The sequence below is a fragment of the Companilactobacillus sp. FL22-3 genome (genome assembly GCF_054881455.1).
Genome location: NZ_JBTYYZ010000005.1, coordinates 122,457 through 138,820, shown reverse-complemented (window position 1 = coordinate 138,820; position 16,364 = coordinate 122,457). Strand labels below are relative to the sequence as shown.

Genomic DNA, 16,364 nt, shown 5'->3' with positions numbered 1-16,364 from the left:
TGATTCGATGCCTGATGAAGATCAGAACAAAAATATCTTTCAAAAATTTATGGCTTTGAATATTGGAATAGTTCCAATGCCATTGTACGTTTTACTCTTGATTGCTTATGTTTTATTGACTGTGACTAATCAAATGCCTAACGACATGATTGGTGCTATCGGAATCATGACCTTGTTTTCTTTTCTACTAGAGGAAATTGGTAAGCATATCCCAATTCTTAATTCCTTAGGTGGAAAGGTTCTTGTGGTAACATTTTTGCCATCATTTTTAGTTTATATGAGTTGGTTACCCAAGAGTACGACTAAAGTAGTTACTAGTTTCATGAACAACAATAATTTTCTAGCCGTTTTTATTGCTTTATTGATTGTTGGTAGTATTTCAGCTATGAATCGGAAGACTCTGATTCAAGCTAGTATGCGGATCATCGTTGTTTTGTTGATTTGTGAAGTTGTTGGACCATTAGTTGGTATGGGAGTCGGAATGTTATTAGGACTTTCAGCTTATAAAGCTTACTTCTTCGTTGTTGCACCAATTATGGCTGGTGGTGTTGGTGAAGGTGCTTTGCCATTGTCACTTGGTTATGCCGCTATTATTTCAATGGGCCAACAAAATATTTTCGCCCAAATTTTACCTTGTGTTATGTTGGGAAGCCTAGTTGCCGTTATTGAAGCAGGAATTCTTAGACAAATCGGTATTTGGAGACCAAATTTGACTGGTAACGGTCGTTTAGTTGAATCCGATGGAGATTCTGATGAATTAGGCAGTCTTTCTTCGAAGTCAGATACAGCTAACATTACTAAGATGTTAGTTTCTGGAATTTTAGCTATTACACTTTATCTCTTAGGTGTTTACGTTAACTCAATTATCCATTTACCTGCACCAATCGTTTTATTGATCGTGGTTATGGTCGCAAAGATGTTGGGCTGGATTCCTGATTCCGTTCAAGAAGGTGGAAAATCACTTTACAGTTTGACAGTTGCTGGTATCTCACCATTATTGCTATTTGGTGTCGGTGTTGCGATGACACCTTGGAAGTCATTGATCACGGTCTTTACCAATATTCCAATGTTAGTGACGATCTTTATTACCGTTACGGCTATCGTTGCAGCAGCGTTCTTCAGTGCTAAATTCTTGCACATGTATCCTGTCGATACAGCCATTGCTGTTTCTTGCTGTTCCGGACAAGGTGGTACAGGTGCCTTAGCAATTCTAGCTGCTGGTGATCGGATGAACTTGATGCCTTTCGCCCAAGTTGCGGTTCGTTTAGGTGGTGCCATCACCGTTACACTTTCAATTTTCCTAATGAGAATTTTTGCTTAGAGGCGATATCTTGGAAACAACAACTTTAAACCTAAAAGATCCTTATTATTACAAGCAGTGGCAAACTTTGATTCAAAGTGAAGGTCTAGTAATTGAGAATTTAGCTGATATTTCTGAAACATTGGGAATCTATCAAGATGATCAATTGATTGCCACGGGCTCCTTTTTTCAAAATGTATTGAAATACTTGGCAATCGATCCTCAGTATCAAGGTGGTAATACTTTTAATAAGTTAGTTTCTGACTTGATCAACGATTTGGCTGCTCAAAATATCTTTCATGTTTTCGTCTTCACGAAGCCAAATTATCGCCAAAGCTTTGAGTATTTAGGCTTTCAAACTATTGCTCAGACTGATTCAGCTGCATTGTTAGAAACCGGTGATTACTCGATCGAGCAATATTTAGACACGGTGCCAAAAGTTAATGGCAAAAAGATCTCAGCCATCGTTATGAACGCTAATCCGTTTACTCTGGGCCATCGTTACTTAGTTGAACAAGCCGCTAAAAAAAGCGATTACGTTTATCTCTTCGTAGTTGCTCAAGATGCATCGTTATTTACCACGGATGAACGTTTAAAATTAGTTCAGCAAGGGACAAGCGATTTGTCGAACGTGATCGTGGTCAATGGTGATCAGTACATGGTCAGTTTTGCCACTTTTCCATCCTACTTTATTAAGAGTCGAACCCAAGTAGTCGATTATCAGACACAACTAGACGCACAGGTTTTCAAGCGCATCGCTCAAGCGTTACATATCACGAAGCGCTATGTCGGCCAAGAGCCATTCTCTCCAACAACCGAGATTTATAATCAAACTCTGCAACGAGTGTTGCCACCTGAGCTTAAGTTAGAGATTATAGAGCGAAAGGCAGTGGCAAACCAGATTATCAGTGCTACCAAAGTTCGTCAGGCGATTGAAAAGAATGACCTTGAACTGATTCAAAAATTTGTTCCAGCAACAACTTTTAACTTTATCAACAATAATTTAAGCAGTTTACAAAGGAGGATTCACGATGGAAATTAAACACACAGCCTTAGCAGGTACATTGGAATCAAGCGATATCCAATTTACTTTATCCAAAGGTAATGGAATTGAAATCAATTTAGATTCACAAGTAGAAAAGCAATTTGGTAAACAGATTCGAAAAGTGATTACGGATTTGTTAGCGGAATATGATATTAAAGATGTCAATGTCCGTGCCGTCGACAAAGGGGCCTTAGATTGTACGATCAAAGCTCGTTTGATTGCCGCCATTCAAAGAGCCACAGATACTCAAAATCAACCAAATTGGGAGGTATTGGGATAATGGAACGATTAAGAAGAACGATGATGTTTGTTCCTGGTAATAACCCTGCTATGATCAAAGATGCTGGTATTTACGGGGCTGATTCAATTATGTTTGACCTAGAAGATTCAGTTTCAATCACAGAAAAAGATACTGCCAGAATGCTAGTCTTTGAAGCTTTACAAAATGTTGATTATGGTAATTCGGAATTAGTCGTTAGAATCAATGGTCTTGATACTGATATGGGTAAAGCCGATATTTATGCCATGGTTAAAGCTGGAGTTGAAGTTATTCGTTTGCCTAAGACAGAAACTCCGGAGGATGTCGTTGAAACAGAAAAGGTCATCGCCGAAGCTGAAAAGTTCTTTGGCATTGAAGTGGGTCGGACACATATGATGGCAGCTATTGAAAGTGCTGAAGGTGTTTTGAATGCACCAGCCATTGCAAAAGCTTCTGATCGTTTAATCGGAATTGCTTTGGGAGCTGAAGATTACGTCACAATGATGAAGACTCGTCGTTATCCTGATGGAGCTGAGTTGTCATTTGCTAGAAATATGATTTTGCATGGAGCACGTGCAGCTGGAATTGCCGCCTTTGATACTGTTTATTCAGATGTTGATAATACTGAAGGCTTTAATCATGAAGTGGAAATTATTCATGAACTTGGTTTTGATGGCAAGTCAGTTATCAATCCTCGCCAAATTCCTTTGGTCAATGCAATTTATGCACCAACTGAAAAAGAGATTCGTAATGCTAAAGATGTGTTGAATGCCATTGAAGAGGCCCACAAGAAGGGCTCAGGAGTTATTTCCTTACGTGGTAAGATGGTCGATAAACCAGTTGTTGCCAGAGCTCAAAGAACCATGGCTTTAGCTAAAGCTTCACACTTAGTTGATGAGGAGGGCAATCTTTATGCTGAATAAAGTAAATCGTGAAATACCTGATGATATTTTGAAAGAAAAGAACTACAAACCATTTGAGACTACTGAAATTGGTCACCCAGAGACAACTTACGTCAGTCACCAAGTCAGAGTTTCCCAAGGAACGGATAAATTAGTTGATTCAATTCCTGATGTAATTGCTAAAGCTGGTTTAAAGAACGGAATGACGATTTCTTTCCACCATCATTTTCGTGAAGGTGACTTTGTCTTCAACATGGTGATGCAAGAAATTATCAATGAAGGATTCCAAGATTTAACCTTGGCTCCAAGTTCTTTAACTAATGTGATGAATGATATGGTTATCAAAGCCATTAAAGCCGGAACAGTTTCACACATTACTTCTTCTGGTATGCGTGGCAGCTTAGGAGACTTCATTTCACACGGCGGTTTGAAAGATCCCGTTGTCTTACGTTCACACGGTAATCGGGCACGTTCGATTGAAAATGGCGACATCAAGATCGACATCGCTTTTCTTGGAGTTCCGAATGCTGATGCCGCTGGTAATGCTAATGCAATTCATGGTGATGCTGTTTTCGGTTCAATGGGTTATTCATTGATGGATGCGAAATATGCAAATAAAGTTGTATTGTTGACTGATACAATCATGCCATATCCTAATACGCCAGCAAGTATTGAACAAACACAAGTCGACTATGTTGTAAAAGTTCCCAAAGTCGGAGATCCTGACAAAATTGGATCAGGGGCAACTCGTTTTACAAAGGACCCCAAAGAATTAAAGATTGCTGAAATGGTTAACCAAGTTATTACACATTCACAATATTTCAAAGATGGCTTTAGTTTCCAAACTGGTTCTGGTGGTGCTGCTTTGGCCGTCAGTCGTTATTTGAGAAATTCAATGTTGGCAAAGAATATCAAAGCTTCATTTGCTTTAGGTGGTATTACTAAGCCAACAGTTGATTTATTGGAAGAAGGACTTGTTAACAAGATCTTAGACGTACAAGATTTTGATAAAGGTGCTGCCGCAAGTATGGCTAACAACGAGAATCAACAAGAAATCGATTCTTCTTGGTACGCTGATCCTTATAATAAAGGGGCTGCGGTCAATCAATTGGACGTCTGCATCTTGTCTGCCTTGGAAATCGATACTAAGTTCAATGTTAACGTTATGACGGGTTCAGATGGAGTTTTGCGTGGCGCTATTGGTGGTCACCAAGATGCTGCTAATGCAAAATTGACAATTATTTCAGCTCCATTGGTTCGTGGTAGAATCGCTACTGTCGTCAATGACGTTACAACCGTTGTAACGCCTGGTGATAGTATTGACGTTCTGGTTACAGAAGTGGGTATTGCCATCAATCCTAAACGCCAAGATTTAATTGACGCCTTGAAGAATATCCCTGGTGTACCAGTTTATACGATCGAAGAATTACAAAAGAAGGCTCAAGCCATTGTGGGTAAGCCAGAACCACTAGAATTCACCGATCGTCCTGTAGCTTTGATCGAATATCGTGATGGAAGTTTGATCGATACAGTTTATCAAGTAAAAGATTAGGAGTAGATAGATGGTTGAAGTATTTTCAAACGGAGTCAAACAAGACATTGCCCAAGTATTACGTAATCGTGATGCCCGCGTTATGGAACAAAGTCGTTTGGCCCAAATAGTCCAAAAGCATCAATCATTGATCAATGCTAAGTTGAATATTCCTGGACCGATTAAGAATAACTTTTATTTAAGCCGTGTTTTTCAAAAAGGTGTAGCTGATTTTTTGATCAATCATATGGTTGATTGGCAATTGCTGTGGGATGTTGCAACAGGACCGGAAATCTTTGCCATCGTTGAAGGTGAACCTACTAGCGTGAAAGAAAAGGCTATTAAGTTTGAGAATAATGACGCCTTAGGTAGACTGTTTGATATTGATATTTTAGAGTCAAAAGATGGGATGATGGTTCCATTGAGCCGCAGCCGTTTTGAACTGCCTGAACGCAAGTGCTTGATTTGTGATCAACCCGCTAAAGTTTGCGCAAGGAACCGAACTCATTCTGTTCAAGAAATGCAAGCTTATATCAATCAACTTATCAACCAACAATTGGAGCTTTCATGAAACTAGAGATAAAATTAGCAGATATTGCCTTGAAATCGTTACTATATGAAGTCGATGTCCAACCAAAGCCTGGTTTAGTCGATCCAGTCGACCACTCAACGCACTCAGATATGGATGTTTTTACTTTTATTGATAGTGCAGTGGCTCTTAGACCATACTTTGTTCAGTTTGCGGAAGCAGGAGAAAAATTTAGAGGAAATGATTTGACCAAATTATTTCAGTTGATCCGCCCCATGGGAGTTGAAGCTGAAAAAATGATGTTTTTAGCTACTGATGGAATCAATACCCATAAGGGAGCAATCTTTTCTTTAGGAATCTTGTTAGCCGCAACTGGCTTTGACCGCACTGATATACGTAATACTGTCACGCAGATGTTGCGTGGGTTAACTAAGAATGATTTTGATAATCTGGAAAGTAAGACTCACTTATCGAATGGCGAAAAGCTATATTTGAAATATGGAATCACTGGAATACGTGGCGAAGCTGAAGCAGGTTATCCAGTCGTTTTCGAAAAGGCTTTACCTTATTTAAAAACTCACTTTGACGGCGATTTTAACAGTTCACTTTTGGATACTTTGATGGTGATTATTGCTGAGTCTGATGATTCAAATGTCATTAAACGAGGTGGTCCAAAGTCACTAAAACAAATTCAAAGTTATGCCCAAGAGATCTTAGATGCAGGCGGTTGTAGTCAACCTAAAGGGCGAGAGCTTTTGGGAACAATGAACGCTTATTGTAATCAACACAATTTGAGCCTTGGTGGTAGCGCTGACCTGCTGATTATTACGATTTTTCTATTTTTAATTTAAATAATAATGTAAAAATAGCCTCTGATTTTTTTATCAGAGGCTATTTTTTGTAAGGATACTATTTTTCCACCGTTACGTTAGATGCTTTGACGAATTCGTTCTTGCCAACTTTATAATAGTTGCAGTTCTTAATATTCTTCTTTTCAGAAGTTTTCTTCGTTGTACCTTTGGTTAGACAGCGAGATAACTTTTTACCTTTTTCATTATACAATTGAGCCTTTGCTTCCTTAACCTTGATTTTGGTGGAAGCTATTTTTTTGACCGAACTGGTAGCAGCATCAGCTGTTATCGTGGCAGTCACTGTTGGGACAGCTGCACCGGCACCGACTGTTAACATTGATACTAATAAAAGGCTCTTTTGAATTAACTTCATGATATTATTTTTTCTCCTTTGTCTGACAAACGTACATTTTAAATCGTGATAACAATGCATTTTTAAATTAATAATTTGTTATCGATATAATAGTAACCTAATTTTAATTTTTGATGTTGTAGAGTAGATAGCCGTTATGTATATTGAATTATCAATTGATAAAGCAAGCTTAGACTTCACTAGAATCGTCGACCGGGACCAATTTACCATCGGAGGCCCGATAATAAGTACGTTGCATGAATGTACCTTCGCCGCCTAAATCATAAATAGTGTCTTTTGACAGTTTGCGGTGAACTTTTTTACCGGCAAGATTGTACAATGGGGCATTATTTTTAACGACTATCAAACGAAAAGTATTCGGAACTTCCGTTTGAATCATTCCTGAGTCTGTTTCTTCATTTTTGTAAAGAATATTGATATCGTCTGCTTTGACAAAACGATTTTTTGAAATACGATAGTAAAAATCTTCAGCGTTCAAATTAGTTAGATCATTTGATGAGGCCGCTTGAACGATGCCATTGCCTGCAGTAATTGCGGGAATAGTGGAAATTCCCATTCCCAATCCTAAGAGTGCAGCGGATAAAAGACTTTTTTGATATAATTTCATGTTGATTATCTCCCTAGATTTCAATGTACCAATGGAGAAATCTATTTTTGTCATTGATAACAAGAGATCATTAATATTCTGCTATCGAAAACATAATAATATATCCTAGTTAGGCTGTCTTATTCTTTGTGTAGCCATTGTGTATAAGGAAAACAGTTGATGTAGGGCAAAATAATACCCTCTGATTAGGCGTCAGGGGGTATCAATGTTAATTTCTATTTTTAATTAGATGTTTAAAGAAGACGAACAACATAATCAAGAAACCACTGATCATCAAAGCTAAACCATTTGCGTCACTAGTCTGTGGGAACTTTCCAGCGCTGAATTCGATGTCGAATTACTTGCACTGCCATTGACCTGAGGAAGTACACCAACGGTCTCTGGAACAGGTTCATCACCTGATGCTTCAGGGTTAACTGGAGGGATCAAGTTACCTGGTTCAGTTGGAGAGATTGGTTTGCTTGGTTCAGTAGGTAATTCAGGCTTACCGGGTTGAGGGACAATCGGTTTGACTGGAGGATTTGGCTTACCAGGTTGAGGAACAGTTGGTTTAACCGGAGGATTTGGCTTACCAGGTTGAGGAACAGTTGGCTCAACCGGAGGATTTGGCTTACCAGGTTGAGGGACAGTCGGTTCAACTGGAGGTTCAGGTTTACCAGGCTGTGGCTCGGTAGGTTTAACTGGTGGTTCAGTCGGCTCAACTGGGGGTCCAGGTTCATTAGGTTCAACTGGAGGATTTGGTTCAGTTGGCTTTGGCTGATCTTTTGCCTCTAAGTCGCTGACGATATCTTTACTTACGGTAAAGTTGATTGGAGTTTTGTCCAATTCGTAGCCTTCAGGGGCCGCGATTTCAACAAAGGAATAGTTTCCAGCTTCAAGGTCAGTTACTGTAATTTGACCGTTCGCATTAGTCGTTAGACCAGTTTCAATAACCTTGCCGTTACCATCCAAAAGTTCAAAGATGGCTCCAGGTAAGAGTTTATTGAGTGTTGCGTCAACTTTGGTTAAGACAACATTACCTGTATTTGGAACAACAGTTGTGGCAACGTTGAACTTTTCCAATTCTACTGGAGTTGTTTGACCAGCAACAACAGTGAATTCAATTGGTGTTGTGTTGAGATCATAACCTGCAGCAGGTTGGGTTTCCACAAATTGATAAATACCAGCAGGTAGGTCGCTCACAGCAATTTCACCATTGTCATTGGTTACAAGACCTTCTTTAACAAGCTTGCCATTTTGATCCAAAAGATTGAAGGTTGCTCCAGAAATTGAATCTTTAGTATCGGGATCAATCTTTTTCAAAACTACTGCGCCGGCTTCTGCTTGATCCTTTTGAGTTGAGGTGATATCAACTGACGAATCAGAGATCGTGAAGCTGATTGGGGTTGAATCTAGGATGTAACCATTAGGAGCTTTGACTTCTGTCAAAGTATAATCGCCGTAAGGTAGGTTTGTTAGAACGATTTTACCGTTTTGATCGGTCATGGCATTGGAAATCAATACTTTCCCTTTGCTATCTTTGAGCTCATATTCGGCACCGGCAAGTAGTGCACCAGAGACTCCATCAGTCTTGGTAAAGGTCATTGAGCCAACTTTTTGGCCTCCAGTACCAGTACCAGAACCTCCCCAAGAAGTTTCAGTATCGACTTGTTGATTACCTTCGCTAGAAGCCATGGTTGCGTGGTTAGTCCAAGTTGTCGTACCACTGGCTGAAGTTCCAGTAACTTTGACACGATAATAAATATCAACTGCAGTAGTAATATTACCAGGGAAACTGATAATTACTTGATTGCCGTTAGTTGTCACTTCGGGAGTCAATTGATGACCATTGCTCTCGAAACCACCAGGGCCATAAGAACCAGCAATGGCAGTGAGTGAACCAGGGATATACTCTTCATTAGGTCCTAAAGTATCAGTAATGACAACGTTTGTTAAATTATGGAGGTTAGGATTGAAAGCGATGTTCCAAGTTAATTGGTCGGGAATACCAGTCGTAGGATCATAGCCAGAAACCCAGCCATTCTTGTTAAACATCCAATTCTGACCTTGATTGCCATTACCGTTATTAGTACCTTTAGCGATGAAGCTTAAAGTGCCGTGACGGTCGATGGTCGTTTCACTCAAAACGTCATTAAAGGTAATTACACCTTTGGCCTCGCCATTTTTAATCGTGGCATTCCCAATCTCGACTCCATTGGAATCATAAATTGGGAAGGATAGATCACCTGATGAAACTATTCCGGAAGGTAATTCAAAAGGAATAGTATCGCCAGATTCGATTTTGACATTATCAGGGATGCTCCAATTATAACTAACATTAAAATTTAACCAGCTGTACAAGTTATCAGATGGTTGAATCAAAACGCCGTTCATATCGGTAATTTTTGCATCACTGCCAGTTAATCCGTTGACAGTAAGTTCAGCTTTAGGTTCAATCGTGGAATTTGATTGAACAGTTGAACTAGTCGTCGGTGGGGCAACGGTTGCAGCATCAGTAACTTGTGTCGGTGCCTGAAAAACAAACCACAACGCTATAAATGCTCCAAGCATTGATGCAACTATTAATAATCTTTTTAACAGTTTCATATTTAAGCCTCCAATAAGTAATGGAGTTATTTGTTTAATTGAAAACAGTGTAATAAACTTGTTCGTTATTACGACCTCAGTATATGGCCCTGAACCTGCGGAGTAAAATAAATAGACCATTGAGTTACTAATGTTGACATATCATCTACTTGTATGTATACCAATAAATAATGAAGTTGTTTTTTATTAGCAAATTAGACTAATTAATTAATGATAAAGTTATAAATACAATCATATTTTGATAAAAATGTGCTATAGTTTGAGGCAAATAAACCAAAAATCGAAAATATCAGACAATAGAAGTGGAAAAATGAAAAAAGTTGATCGCAGAGTTCAGAAAACCAATCAAGCCCTACAAAAGGCCTTTCAAGAACTGGCCCAAGGCCAAAACTATCATGATATTACTGTTAAAGCTTTAACTGAAAAAGCACAGATCAATCGCAAGACTTTTTATTTACATTATGATTCGATCGATGACTTTGCGGATATGGTTGCACATGAGATTGCTCAACGGTTATTTGCTTCAATTATCGAAACGCCGCTCGATCAAAGTCTGCCAGTCTCAGGGTATATCTTTGATCGTTTCTTTGATTTTTTTGAAAAATCTCGGCAATTTTATACGTTCTTAATGACTTCAAATGAGTATTCGTTTCTGGCTCGAAAAGTTGAAACTGAAGTATCGGTGCAATTAGCGAAAGAATTTAACGATAAATATGAAATATCGCGTCTGGATGCTTATATCTGTGCTAATTTTATCTGCCGGAATACTTTGACGCTCTTTCGAATTTATCACCAAAATAGTCTGGACATTGATCGGAGCCAATTTAAGAATCGGTTGATTAGATTAAACACGACAGGGATAACAACCTTTATTGCAAAGAAATCTGTTCCTAAAAAATTTTTAGAAGAATAAATACAAATTTTGTAAAAAGCGCTATCATTAATATGATAGTTAATTTGGAAGCCTTTTCATTTTTCGGAATGAATAATCTTCAACAATTTAACTAATGGAGGGAGGGTAAATAATGAAATTACAAGAAACTTTAAATCAAAAACAAGTTCAAGGAATAACTTTGACACAAGGAATGCGACAATCAATTTTGATTTTGCAATCGGATGCGATCGACTTGGCAGACTACTTAAACGAGCAAAGTTTAGAGAATCCTTTATTCGATGTGCGGATGAATTTAGATATGCCATTCGTAAGTAATGATGTGAGGAATTATCAAATAAAAGATGAGCAACAATCGCTGTTTGATTATTTATTGGATCAAGTTCAATTAACGATGCGTAAAACACCTTTGCGGGACTTGGTAGTCTATTTGATTGAGCAGTTAGATCCTAATGGTTATTTAACGTTGTCTGATGAGGAGATTTATCGAGAATTACCAGATATTACGCCCATCATGCTGTTGGATGCTAAAACTTTGCTGCATCAATTAGACCCACCTGGGATTGGAGCCAAGGATCTAAGAGAATGTCTTTATTTGCAAGCCGAAGCTGATTCAGCTAATCCAGCCATTCTCTCAATGCTGAGTGATAACTTTGAACTGTTCGTTAAGCATGAATGGAAAAAGTTAAGAAAGGTTTTGAAGTTGTCAAACGCTGAATTACAGGCTGATGCCGACTTCATTCAATCTCTGTCGGCAAATCCTGGTCAAAGATACACTTCGCAAAATGAGCAGTATGTTGTGCCAGAATTGGCTGTCAAAAAAGAAAATGATAAATTAACTTTAGCAGTCACAAAGTATGGACAACCCCAATTGATCTTCGCACAAGAAACATATGACAATTTGAGTTCATCAAATGATAGTGAAGTTCAAGAATACATTAAACGTAAGTATAATCAATACAAGACTTTGGAATACAACTTGCAACGTCGAATCGATACGATTTCCATAATTGGTCGCTGTATCGTTAAGTCCCAATATAAATTCTTTATGCAAGAGAGCGATTCTTTGGCACCACTATTGATTAGAGATGTGGCTCAAAAATTGCAAGTCAGTGAGTCAACAGTTAGCCGTACGATCAATGGTAAGTACATTCAAACTGACTTTGGTATTTTCGAATTGAAGAAATTCTTCTCCCGTCGCAGCAAAGTTACAGTGGGTCAAGATCAATCAGTTGATCAAGTCAAAAATAAAATCAAGATCATCCTGAATGATGAGGATAAATCTAAACCTCTGAGCGATCAAAAGATTTCCGATATTTTACAAAAAGATGGTCTCCAAATAGCACGACGAACAGTAGCAAAGTACCGTGAAGAATTAGGCTTTCCAGCCACTAGTCGTCGTCGAATTTAAAAAGCGTCCTTTTTGAGGGATGCTTTTTCTTTTGGAGAGAATTATTTGTATAATTAACTAATTGAGGGGAGTAACTAAATGAATATCGGACAATTAGTTAATCAAATTGTGTTAATGTTTGGCTTGATGATGATCGGGGTATTGATCAATAAACTTGGTTTCATGCATCCCCAGACTTCCAGCGACTTAACCAATGTTTTATTGTATATTGTATCGCCATGTTTGATCATCAATGCCTTTGAGCAGCCTTATTCGAGTGATCGTTTGCGAATGTTTATGCTCGCAATCCTGGCAGTCTTTTTGCTGTATATCATAGAAATCATTGTGGTCAAAATAGTTTTTCATGGTTTAAAGGATACTAATTTGAAGCAAATCGCTCAGTATGGCAGTATTTATTCCAATGCTGGTTTTATGGGAATACCGTTGATCAGTTCACTTTTTGGTGCCACGGGAGTTTTTTATGCCGTCGTGTCATTGGCAGCTTTTAATATTTTTAGTTGGACGCAGGGGGTATCACTGTTCAAGAACAACGATCAGACAAACGAATCGGCCGACTGGCGCGAAGTTTTACTGAATCCAAATATCATTGCGATTATTCTTGGAATCGTGATCTTGGGTTTTTCTTTTAATTTAGGTGGTTTTCCAAAAGAAATTATTAAGTATGTTGGATCGATCAATACGCCCTTATCAATGATTGTGATTGGGAACAGTCTGGCTAACATCAAATTTAGTCGGCAAATGTTAAATAAGTCCTTATTAATGACGATTTTATTGCGAAATCTACTTTTCCCGATTATTGGGATCTTTTTAATGAAGATAATTGGTGTGACTGGTGTAGCTTTTTATACGACGTTAGTTATGGCCGCATGTCCGGTCGCAGGACTAGTTGTTTTGTTTACGCTACAGGCAAAAGGGGAAACAACTCCGGCAGTTTCTGTGATGAGCTTATCAACTGTTTTGAGTTTAATCACGATTCCTATCGTTTTTGCACTAGGAAGTATTTAGGTTATTAGTTTTGGAAAAAGTAAAAACCCTTGAACGACTAAGTAATAGTCATTCAAGGGTTTTATTTTTCATACACGATATTAGCTTGACTAACTAAAGTATCAACTACCAATTCTTTAGTCTGTATATTGCTGGCAGCTGACTCAATTAATTGGGAGATCTCCTTATTATCAATGCAATTCATGAATTCAAGGCTCAACCAGCGTGTCTTAGTTTCATCTAAAGTCGCTAAATAATATGTGACATCCTGACTTTTTATCGCTGAATAAATTTCTTGTTTAAAAGTATCAGCCGTTTTTTCAGTAAGATCAAAGGTCGTCAATCTCAATGAATAATCATTTTTACCATTGACAATTAGTTCTTGCCGATTTGTTTGTAAATATTGTGGATATAATTCTTGAAAATCCTTCTCTTGCACAACTTTTTTAGCCACTTGTCCATAGTTTTTAAATTGAGGAGAAGCAGCATGTATTTGATATGCCGATTCATTTTGGTAAAGTTCAAAGACATAATTATCGGTACCGGTTTTATCCAAATGTGTTGCATACATCGCAAAGGTACCGGGTTCAGACTGATGTGAAGTTAGTAGATTATGAACACCAGCTTCGACAAAAGTGTCACGTTGAGACGAATCAATTGTTAGATGATACATTCTAAAAATTGGTAACTGCGTTAATTTCATGACCATTTCCTCGCTTATTAATCTAGCGGTGCCAATTGTTTAATGATTTTGGCTGGTACACCGCCAACGACACTATTATCAGGTATATCTTTCACGACCACAGCTCCAGCACCGATAATGACATTATCTCCAATATGAACGCCACCAATAATTGTCACGTTGCCACCAATCCAAACATCGCTACCAACTGTGATTGGTTTCGTATGAGTGATTAGATAATGACTGCCATCTGAACGAGTGCCAAAACGTTGTCTAGCATCGAGGGCGTGTTGTCCGCAGTAAAACTTTGTATCAGGAGCGACAATGACACGGTCGCCAAAAGTAATTAAATTGGAATCTTGGAAAAAACAGTTGCCATTGATAAAGTCATCATCACCAAAACTAATATGTTTGCCATAGATTGCTTCGAAACGACCATTGATAGTCAAATTTTTGCCAACGTTTTGAAATAATTGTTGAGTTATAGCTTTCTTTTCACTTAGATTTGTTGTTTGGTTGAGTCGTTGAACCAACTTTTGACCATCATGCAACATCTCCTGTAGCATTGGGTCACGATAATCATAATCTTCGCCAGCTAATAGCTTTTCATGTTCAGTTTTTGTCATTTAAAACTTTTCCTTCCCATTATCTTATTTCTCTAAAGACCTCTATTCACAATTATCATAAAATTGTTCTGACTCACTGTAAAAGACTCATAATGAATACCTATTCATGCGTAAAAGTTATAGCAGAAAAGATTATCGCTTTAACAATTAAAAAACTGGAATCTCTTGGACTGAAAAGTATCTCCAAGAAACTCCAGTTTATTCTAAATGCTTAAACTACCAAACCAGGCAGACCTTGATGTGAGGGGCAGTAATTGAAAATTACTTTCTGATTTAATACTAGTTCTTAAGGATGTCATGCCAAAAGGCAAGAATTAAATCCAAGATTGGTTTGACGATGGCTAGTCCCATTAATCCTAAATCTACTAACAATAATTTGATCATCCAGGCAATTGATAAGTTGGTGGTGAAGTGAAAGTAGAGGGCAAAGATACTCAAAAAAACAGCCACGAAGGCGAAGATATAGATCACGACTAAGCCAATTAGTTCTTCAGTTTTATTTTCTTTAGTTTCCATACAATCACTCCTTTTGTATACGCTTTCATTATAACCCTAGCTTGGTTTTGAAAAAAGCTCGAAATAAAAAGAACCTAATCTGAAATCCGGATTAGGTTCTTTTGCTTAAAGATTTAAATATTTACTTTCAATGTAATAACCGTCATCCAATTTGGCCCAGACGCTGTAGTTATCTAATTGAACTAACTTTTGTACATAAACTTGTTGTTCGCCATGAAAGCGGTGATTATCCATATCGCCGTAAGGTGTTTTCCAAGCAGTGATATATTGATCGGCATAATACATGATTTTGACTTCACGATTGATATTCATTTGGTCGATCACTGAATAGGTATAGCTAATATTGTTAGCATTTTCAGTCAAGGGACTGTTTAATAGTGCTTTACGTAAAGAAGGCTGTTTGATAATAGTAGTTTTGACTGCTTCAGTATTTGGAACCCAAATGTTTCCCCCCAAGTTGTACCAAATTCTACTATTATATGTCTCCTTCATTGCACGATAAATTTTCCAAGTCGTTCCAAAGGGCAAGGTTTTTTCCAAAGGAACGTTGCTCAGTGGTTCATTGAAGACGTGTGCGTTGTTGATGGTTTCAATATAGAGGTTATCTTCAATTTTAATTGTTTTGATCGGAGTGACATTATAAATATATTCCACTTCTTGTACTTCAGAAGTAAATTTACCAGTTGAAGATTTAGGTGCTTTTGTCAGAAAGCGGCTAGCTTCTTCTAGAGGATGAGTATCGAATTTTTGGTTGAGTTTACCTTCGAGATACTCAGGATCAGAAATCAAATTACCATCAGTGTTTCGATGATAAACGATCACTGGAGCCGACAATTGACTGGAGTAGACTAAATAGATCCCATCATCGTTGGGAATAAAAGTTTGTTGGAAATTGTTAACTGATGACAAAACATAACCAGGGACTTCTTTCCAGGGGATTTCAAGCTTATCCAAGTAATGTCCTTTGATTGTCGTTGCTGGTAGGATATCGTTCCCCAATGAGTCGACGTAGTTAACTTTGATCTCGATATCGTCACGAGCTATTTTCTTTATTTTAGGTGAGAGTACATTATTGTCCATAGTTCTTTCCCCTTTGTGAGAAATATTATGTTTTCTTGCCATAATAATTTCCTTCTAACATTGAATTAAAGCCATTCTAACATGAAAAAAAAGGCAAAAGCCTTTTATATAGGTATCTTAAAGATAATTAAGAAAAATTTAAATTATCTTATTTTTTAATATTTTTTTATAGAAGGATTCGATTATTTAA

General features: G+C 37.8%; 17 protein-coding genes. 10 read left to right on the top strand and 7 right to left on the bottom strand.

All coding sequences use genetic code 11. The features are described 5' to 3' along the window. Positions 1–34: 34 nt before the first annotated feature. The 7 genes from ACYT32_RS06140 to citG are packed head-to-tail and all read left to right on the top strand — an operon-like array spanning position 35 to position 6,417. Entirely contained in the window at positions 35–1,321 is a 1,287-nt protein-coding gene (locus ACYT32_RS06140; RefSeq protein WP_395265245.1) for a 2-hydroxycarboxylate transporter family protein, read from the top strand. Between the two features lie 10 nt (positions 1,322–1,331). After that, positions 1,332–2,342: a [citrate (pro-3S)-lyase] ligase gene (gene citC, locus ACYT32_RS06135; protein WP_395265172.1), complete on the top strand. Its 1,011-nt coding sequence runs from the start codon at positions 1,332–1,334 to the stop codon at positions 2,340–2,342. After that, a complete protein-coding gene (citD, locus tag ACYT32_RS06130) occupies positions 2,332–2,625 on the top strand; it encodes a citrate lyase acyl carrier protein (RefSeq protein WP_395265170.1) in 294 nt (97 codons plus the stop codon). Before citC ends, citD begins: the two co-directional genes overlap by 11 nt. Next, a complete protein-coding gene (gene citE, locus ACYT32_RS06125) occupies positions 2,625–3,527 on the top strand; it encodes a citrate (pro-3S)-lyase subunit beta (protein ID WP_395265169.1) in 903 nt (300 codons plus the stop codon). The genes citD and citE overlap by 1 nt, the downstream gene beginning before the upstream one ends. Next, the gene (gene citF / locus ACYT32_RS06120; protein WP_395265168.1) at positions 3,517–5,058 is read left to right on the top strand and encodes a citrate lyase subunit alpha; all 1,542 of its coding nucleotides are present in this window, start codon (positions 3,517–3,519) and stop codon (positions 5,056–5,058) included. The genes citE and citF overlap by 11 nt, the downstream gene beginning before the upstream one ends. Positions 5,059–5,068: 10 nt before the next feature. After that, entirely contained in the window at positions 5,069–5,608 is a 540-nt protein-coding gene (gene citX / locus ACYT32_RS06115; RefSeq protein ID WP_395265166.1) for a citrate lyase holo-[acyl-carrier protein] synthase, read from the top strand. Continuing rightward, positions 5,605–6,417, top strand: a complete 813-nt coding sequence (citG, locus tag ACYT32_RS06110; protein WP_395265165.1) for a triphosphoribosyl-dephospho-CoA synthase CitG — start codon at positions 5,605–5,607, stop codon at positions 6,415–6,417. The genes citX and citG overlap by 4 nt, the downstream gene beginning before the upstream one ends. A gap of 58 nt (positions 6,418–6,475) precedes the next feature. Here citG and ACYT32_RS06105 read toward each other — a convergent pair whose 3' ends face one another. From ACYT32_RS06105 to ACYT32_RS06095, 3 genes are all read right to left on the bottom strand, one after another. After that, positions 6,476–6,790, bottom strand: coding sequence for an SLAP domain-containing protein (locus tag ACYT32_RS06105; RefSeq protein ID WP_395265164.1), 315 nt, complete (start codon positions 6,788–6,790; stop codon positions 6,476–6,478). Between the two features lie 169 nt (positions 6,791–6,959). Beyond that, positions 6,960–7,397 carry an SLAP domain-containing protein gene (locus ACYT32_RS06100; protein ID WP_395265163.1) on the bottom strand — a complete coding sequence of 146 codons (438 nt, stop codon included), beginning with the start codon at positions 7,395–7,397 and terminating at the stop codon, positions 6,960–6,962. 279 nt (positions 7,398–7,676) lie between these two features. Next, complete coding sequence (locus tag ACYT32_RS06095) at positions 7,677–9,983, bottom strand: SpaA isopeptide-forming pilin-related protein (RefSeq protein ID WP_395265162.1); 2,307 nt, start codon at positions 9,981–9,983, stop codon at positions 7,677–7,679. Positions 9,984–10,293: 310 nt separating this feature from the next. Between ACYT32_RS06095 and ACYT32_RS06090 the strand changes: the two genes are divergently transcribed. The 3 genes from ACYT32_RS06090 to ACYT32_RS06080 all read left to right on the top strand — a co-directional run bounded on the left by ACYT32_RS06090 (position 10,294) and on the right by ACYT32_RS06080 (position 13,291). After that, positions 10,294–10,896 carry a TetR/AcrR family transcriptional regulator gene (locus ACYT32_RS06090; protein ID WP_395265161.1) on the top strand — a complete coding sequence of 201 codons (603 nt, stop codon included), beginning with the start codon at positions 10,294–10,296 and terminating at the stop codon, positions 10,894–10,896. A gap of 112 nt (positions 10,897–11,008) precedes the next feature. Further along, a complete protein-coding gene (gene rpoN, locus ACYT32_RS06085) occupies positions 11,009–12,286 on the top strand; it encodes an RNA polymerase factor sigma-54 (protein WP_395265160.1) in 1,278 nt (425 codons plus the stop codon). Positions 12,287–12,364: 78 nt separating this feature from the next. After that, positions 12,365–13,291 carry an AEC family transporter gene (locus ACYT32_RS06080; protein ID WP_395265159.1) on the top strand — a complete coding sequence of 309 codons (927 nt, stop codon included), beginning with the start codon at positions 12,365–12,367 and terminating at the stop codon, positions 13,289–13,291. Positions 13,292–13,352: 61 nt separating this feature from the next. Here the strand turns inward: ACYT32_RS06080 and ACYT32_RS06075 are convergent, their stop codons facing one another. From ACYT32_RS06075 to ACYT32_RS06060, 4 genes are all read right to left on the bottom strand, one after another. After that, the gene (locus tag ACYT32_RS06075; protein WP_395265158.1) at positions 13,353–13,973 is read right to left on the bottom strand and encodes a putative quinol monooxygenase; all 621 of its coding nucleotides are present in this window, start codon (positions 13,971–13,973) and stop codon (positions 13,353–13,355) included. A 17-nt stretch (positions 13,974–13,990) separates the two neighbouring features. Beyond that, the gene (locus ACYT32_RS06070; protein ID WP_395265156.1) at positions 13,991–14,578 is read right to left on the bottom strand and encodes a sugar O-acetyltransferase; all 588 of its coding nucleotides are present in this window, start codon (positions 14,576–14,578) and stop codon (positions 13,991–13,993) included. A 279-nt stretch (positions 14,579–14,857) separates the two neighbouring features. Then, positions 14,858–15,094: a hypothetical protein gene (locus ACYT32_RS06065; protein WP_395265155.1), complete on the bottom strand. Its 237-nt coding sequence runs from the start codon at positions 15,092–15,094 to the stop codon at positions 14,858–14,860. 105 nt (positions 15,095–15,199) lie between these two features. Continuing rightward, positions 15,200–16,216, bottom strand: coding sequence for a MucBP domain-containing protein (locus tag ACYT32_RS06060; RefSeq protein WP_461793374.1), 1,017 nt, complete (start codon positions 16,214–16,216; stop codon positions 15,200–15,202). Positions 16,217–16,364: the final 148 nt, after the last annotated feature.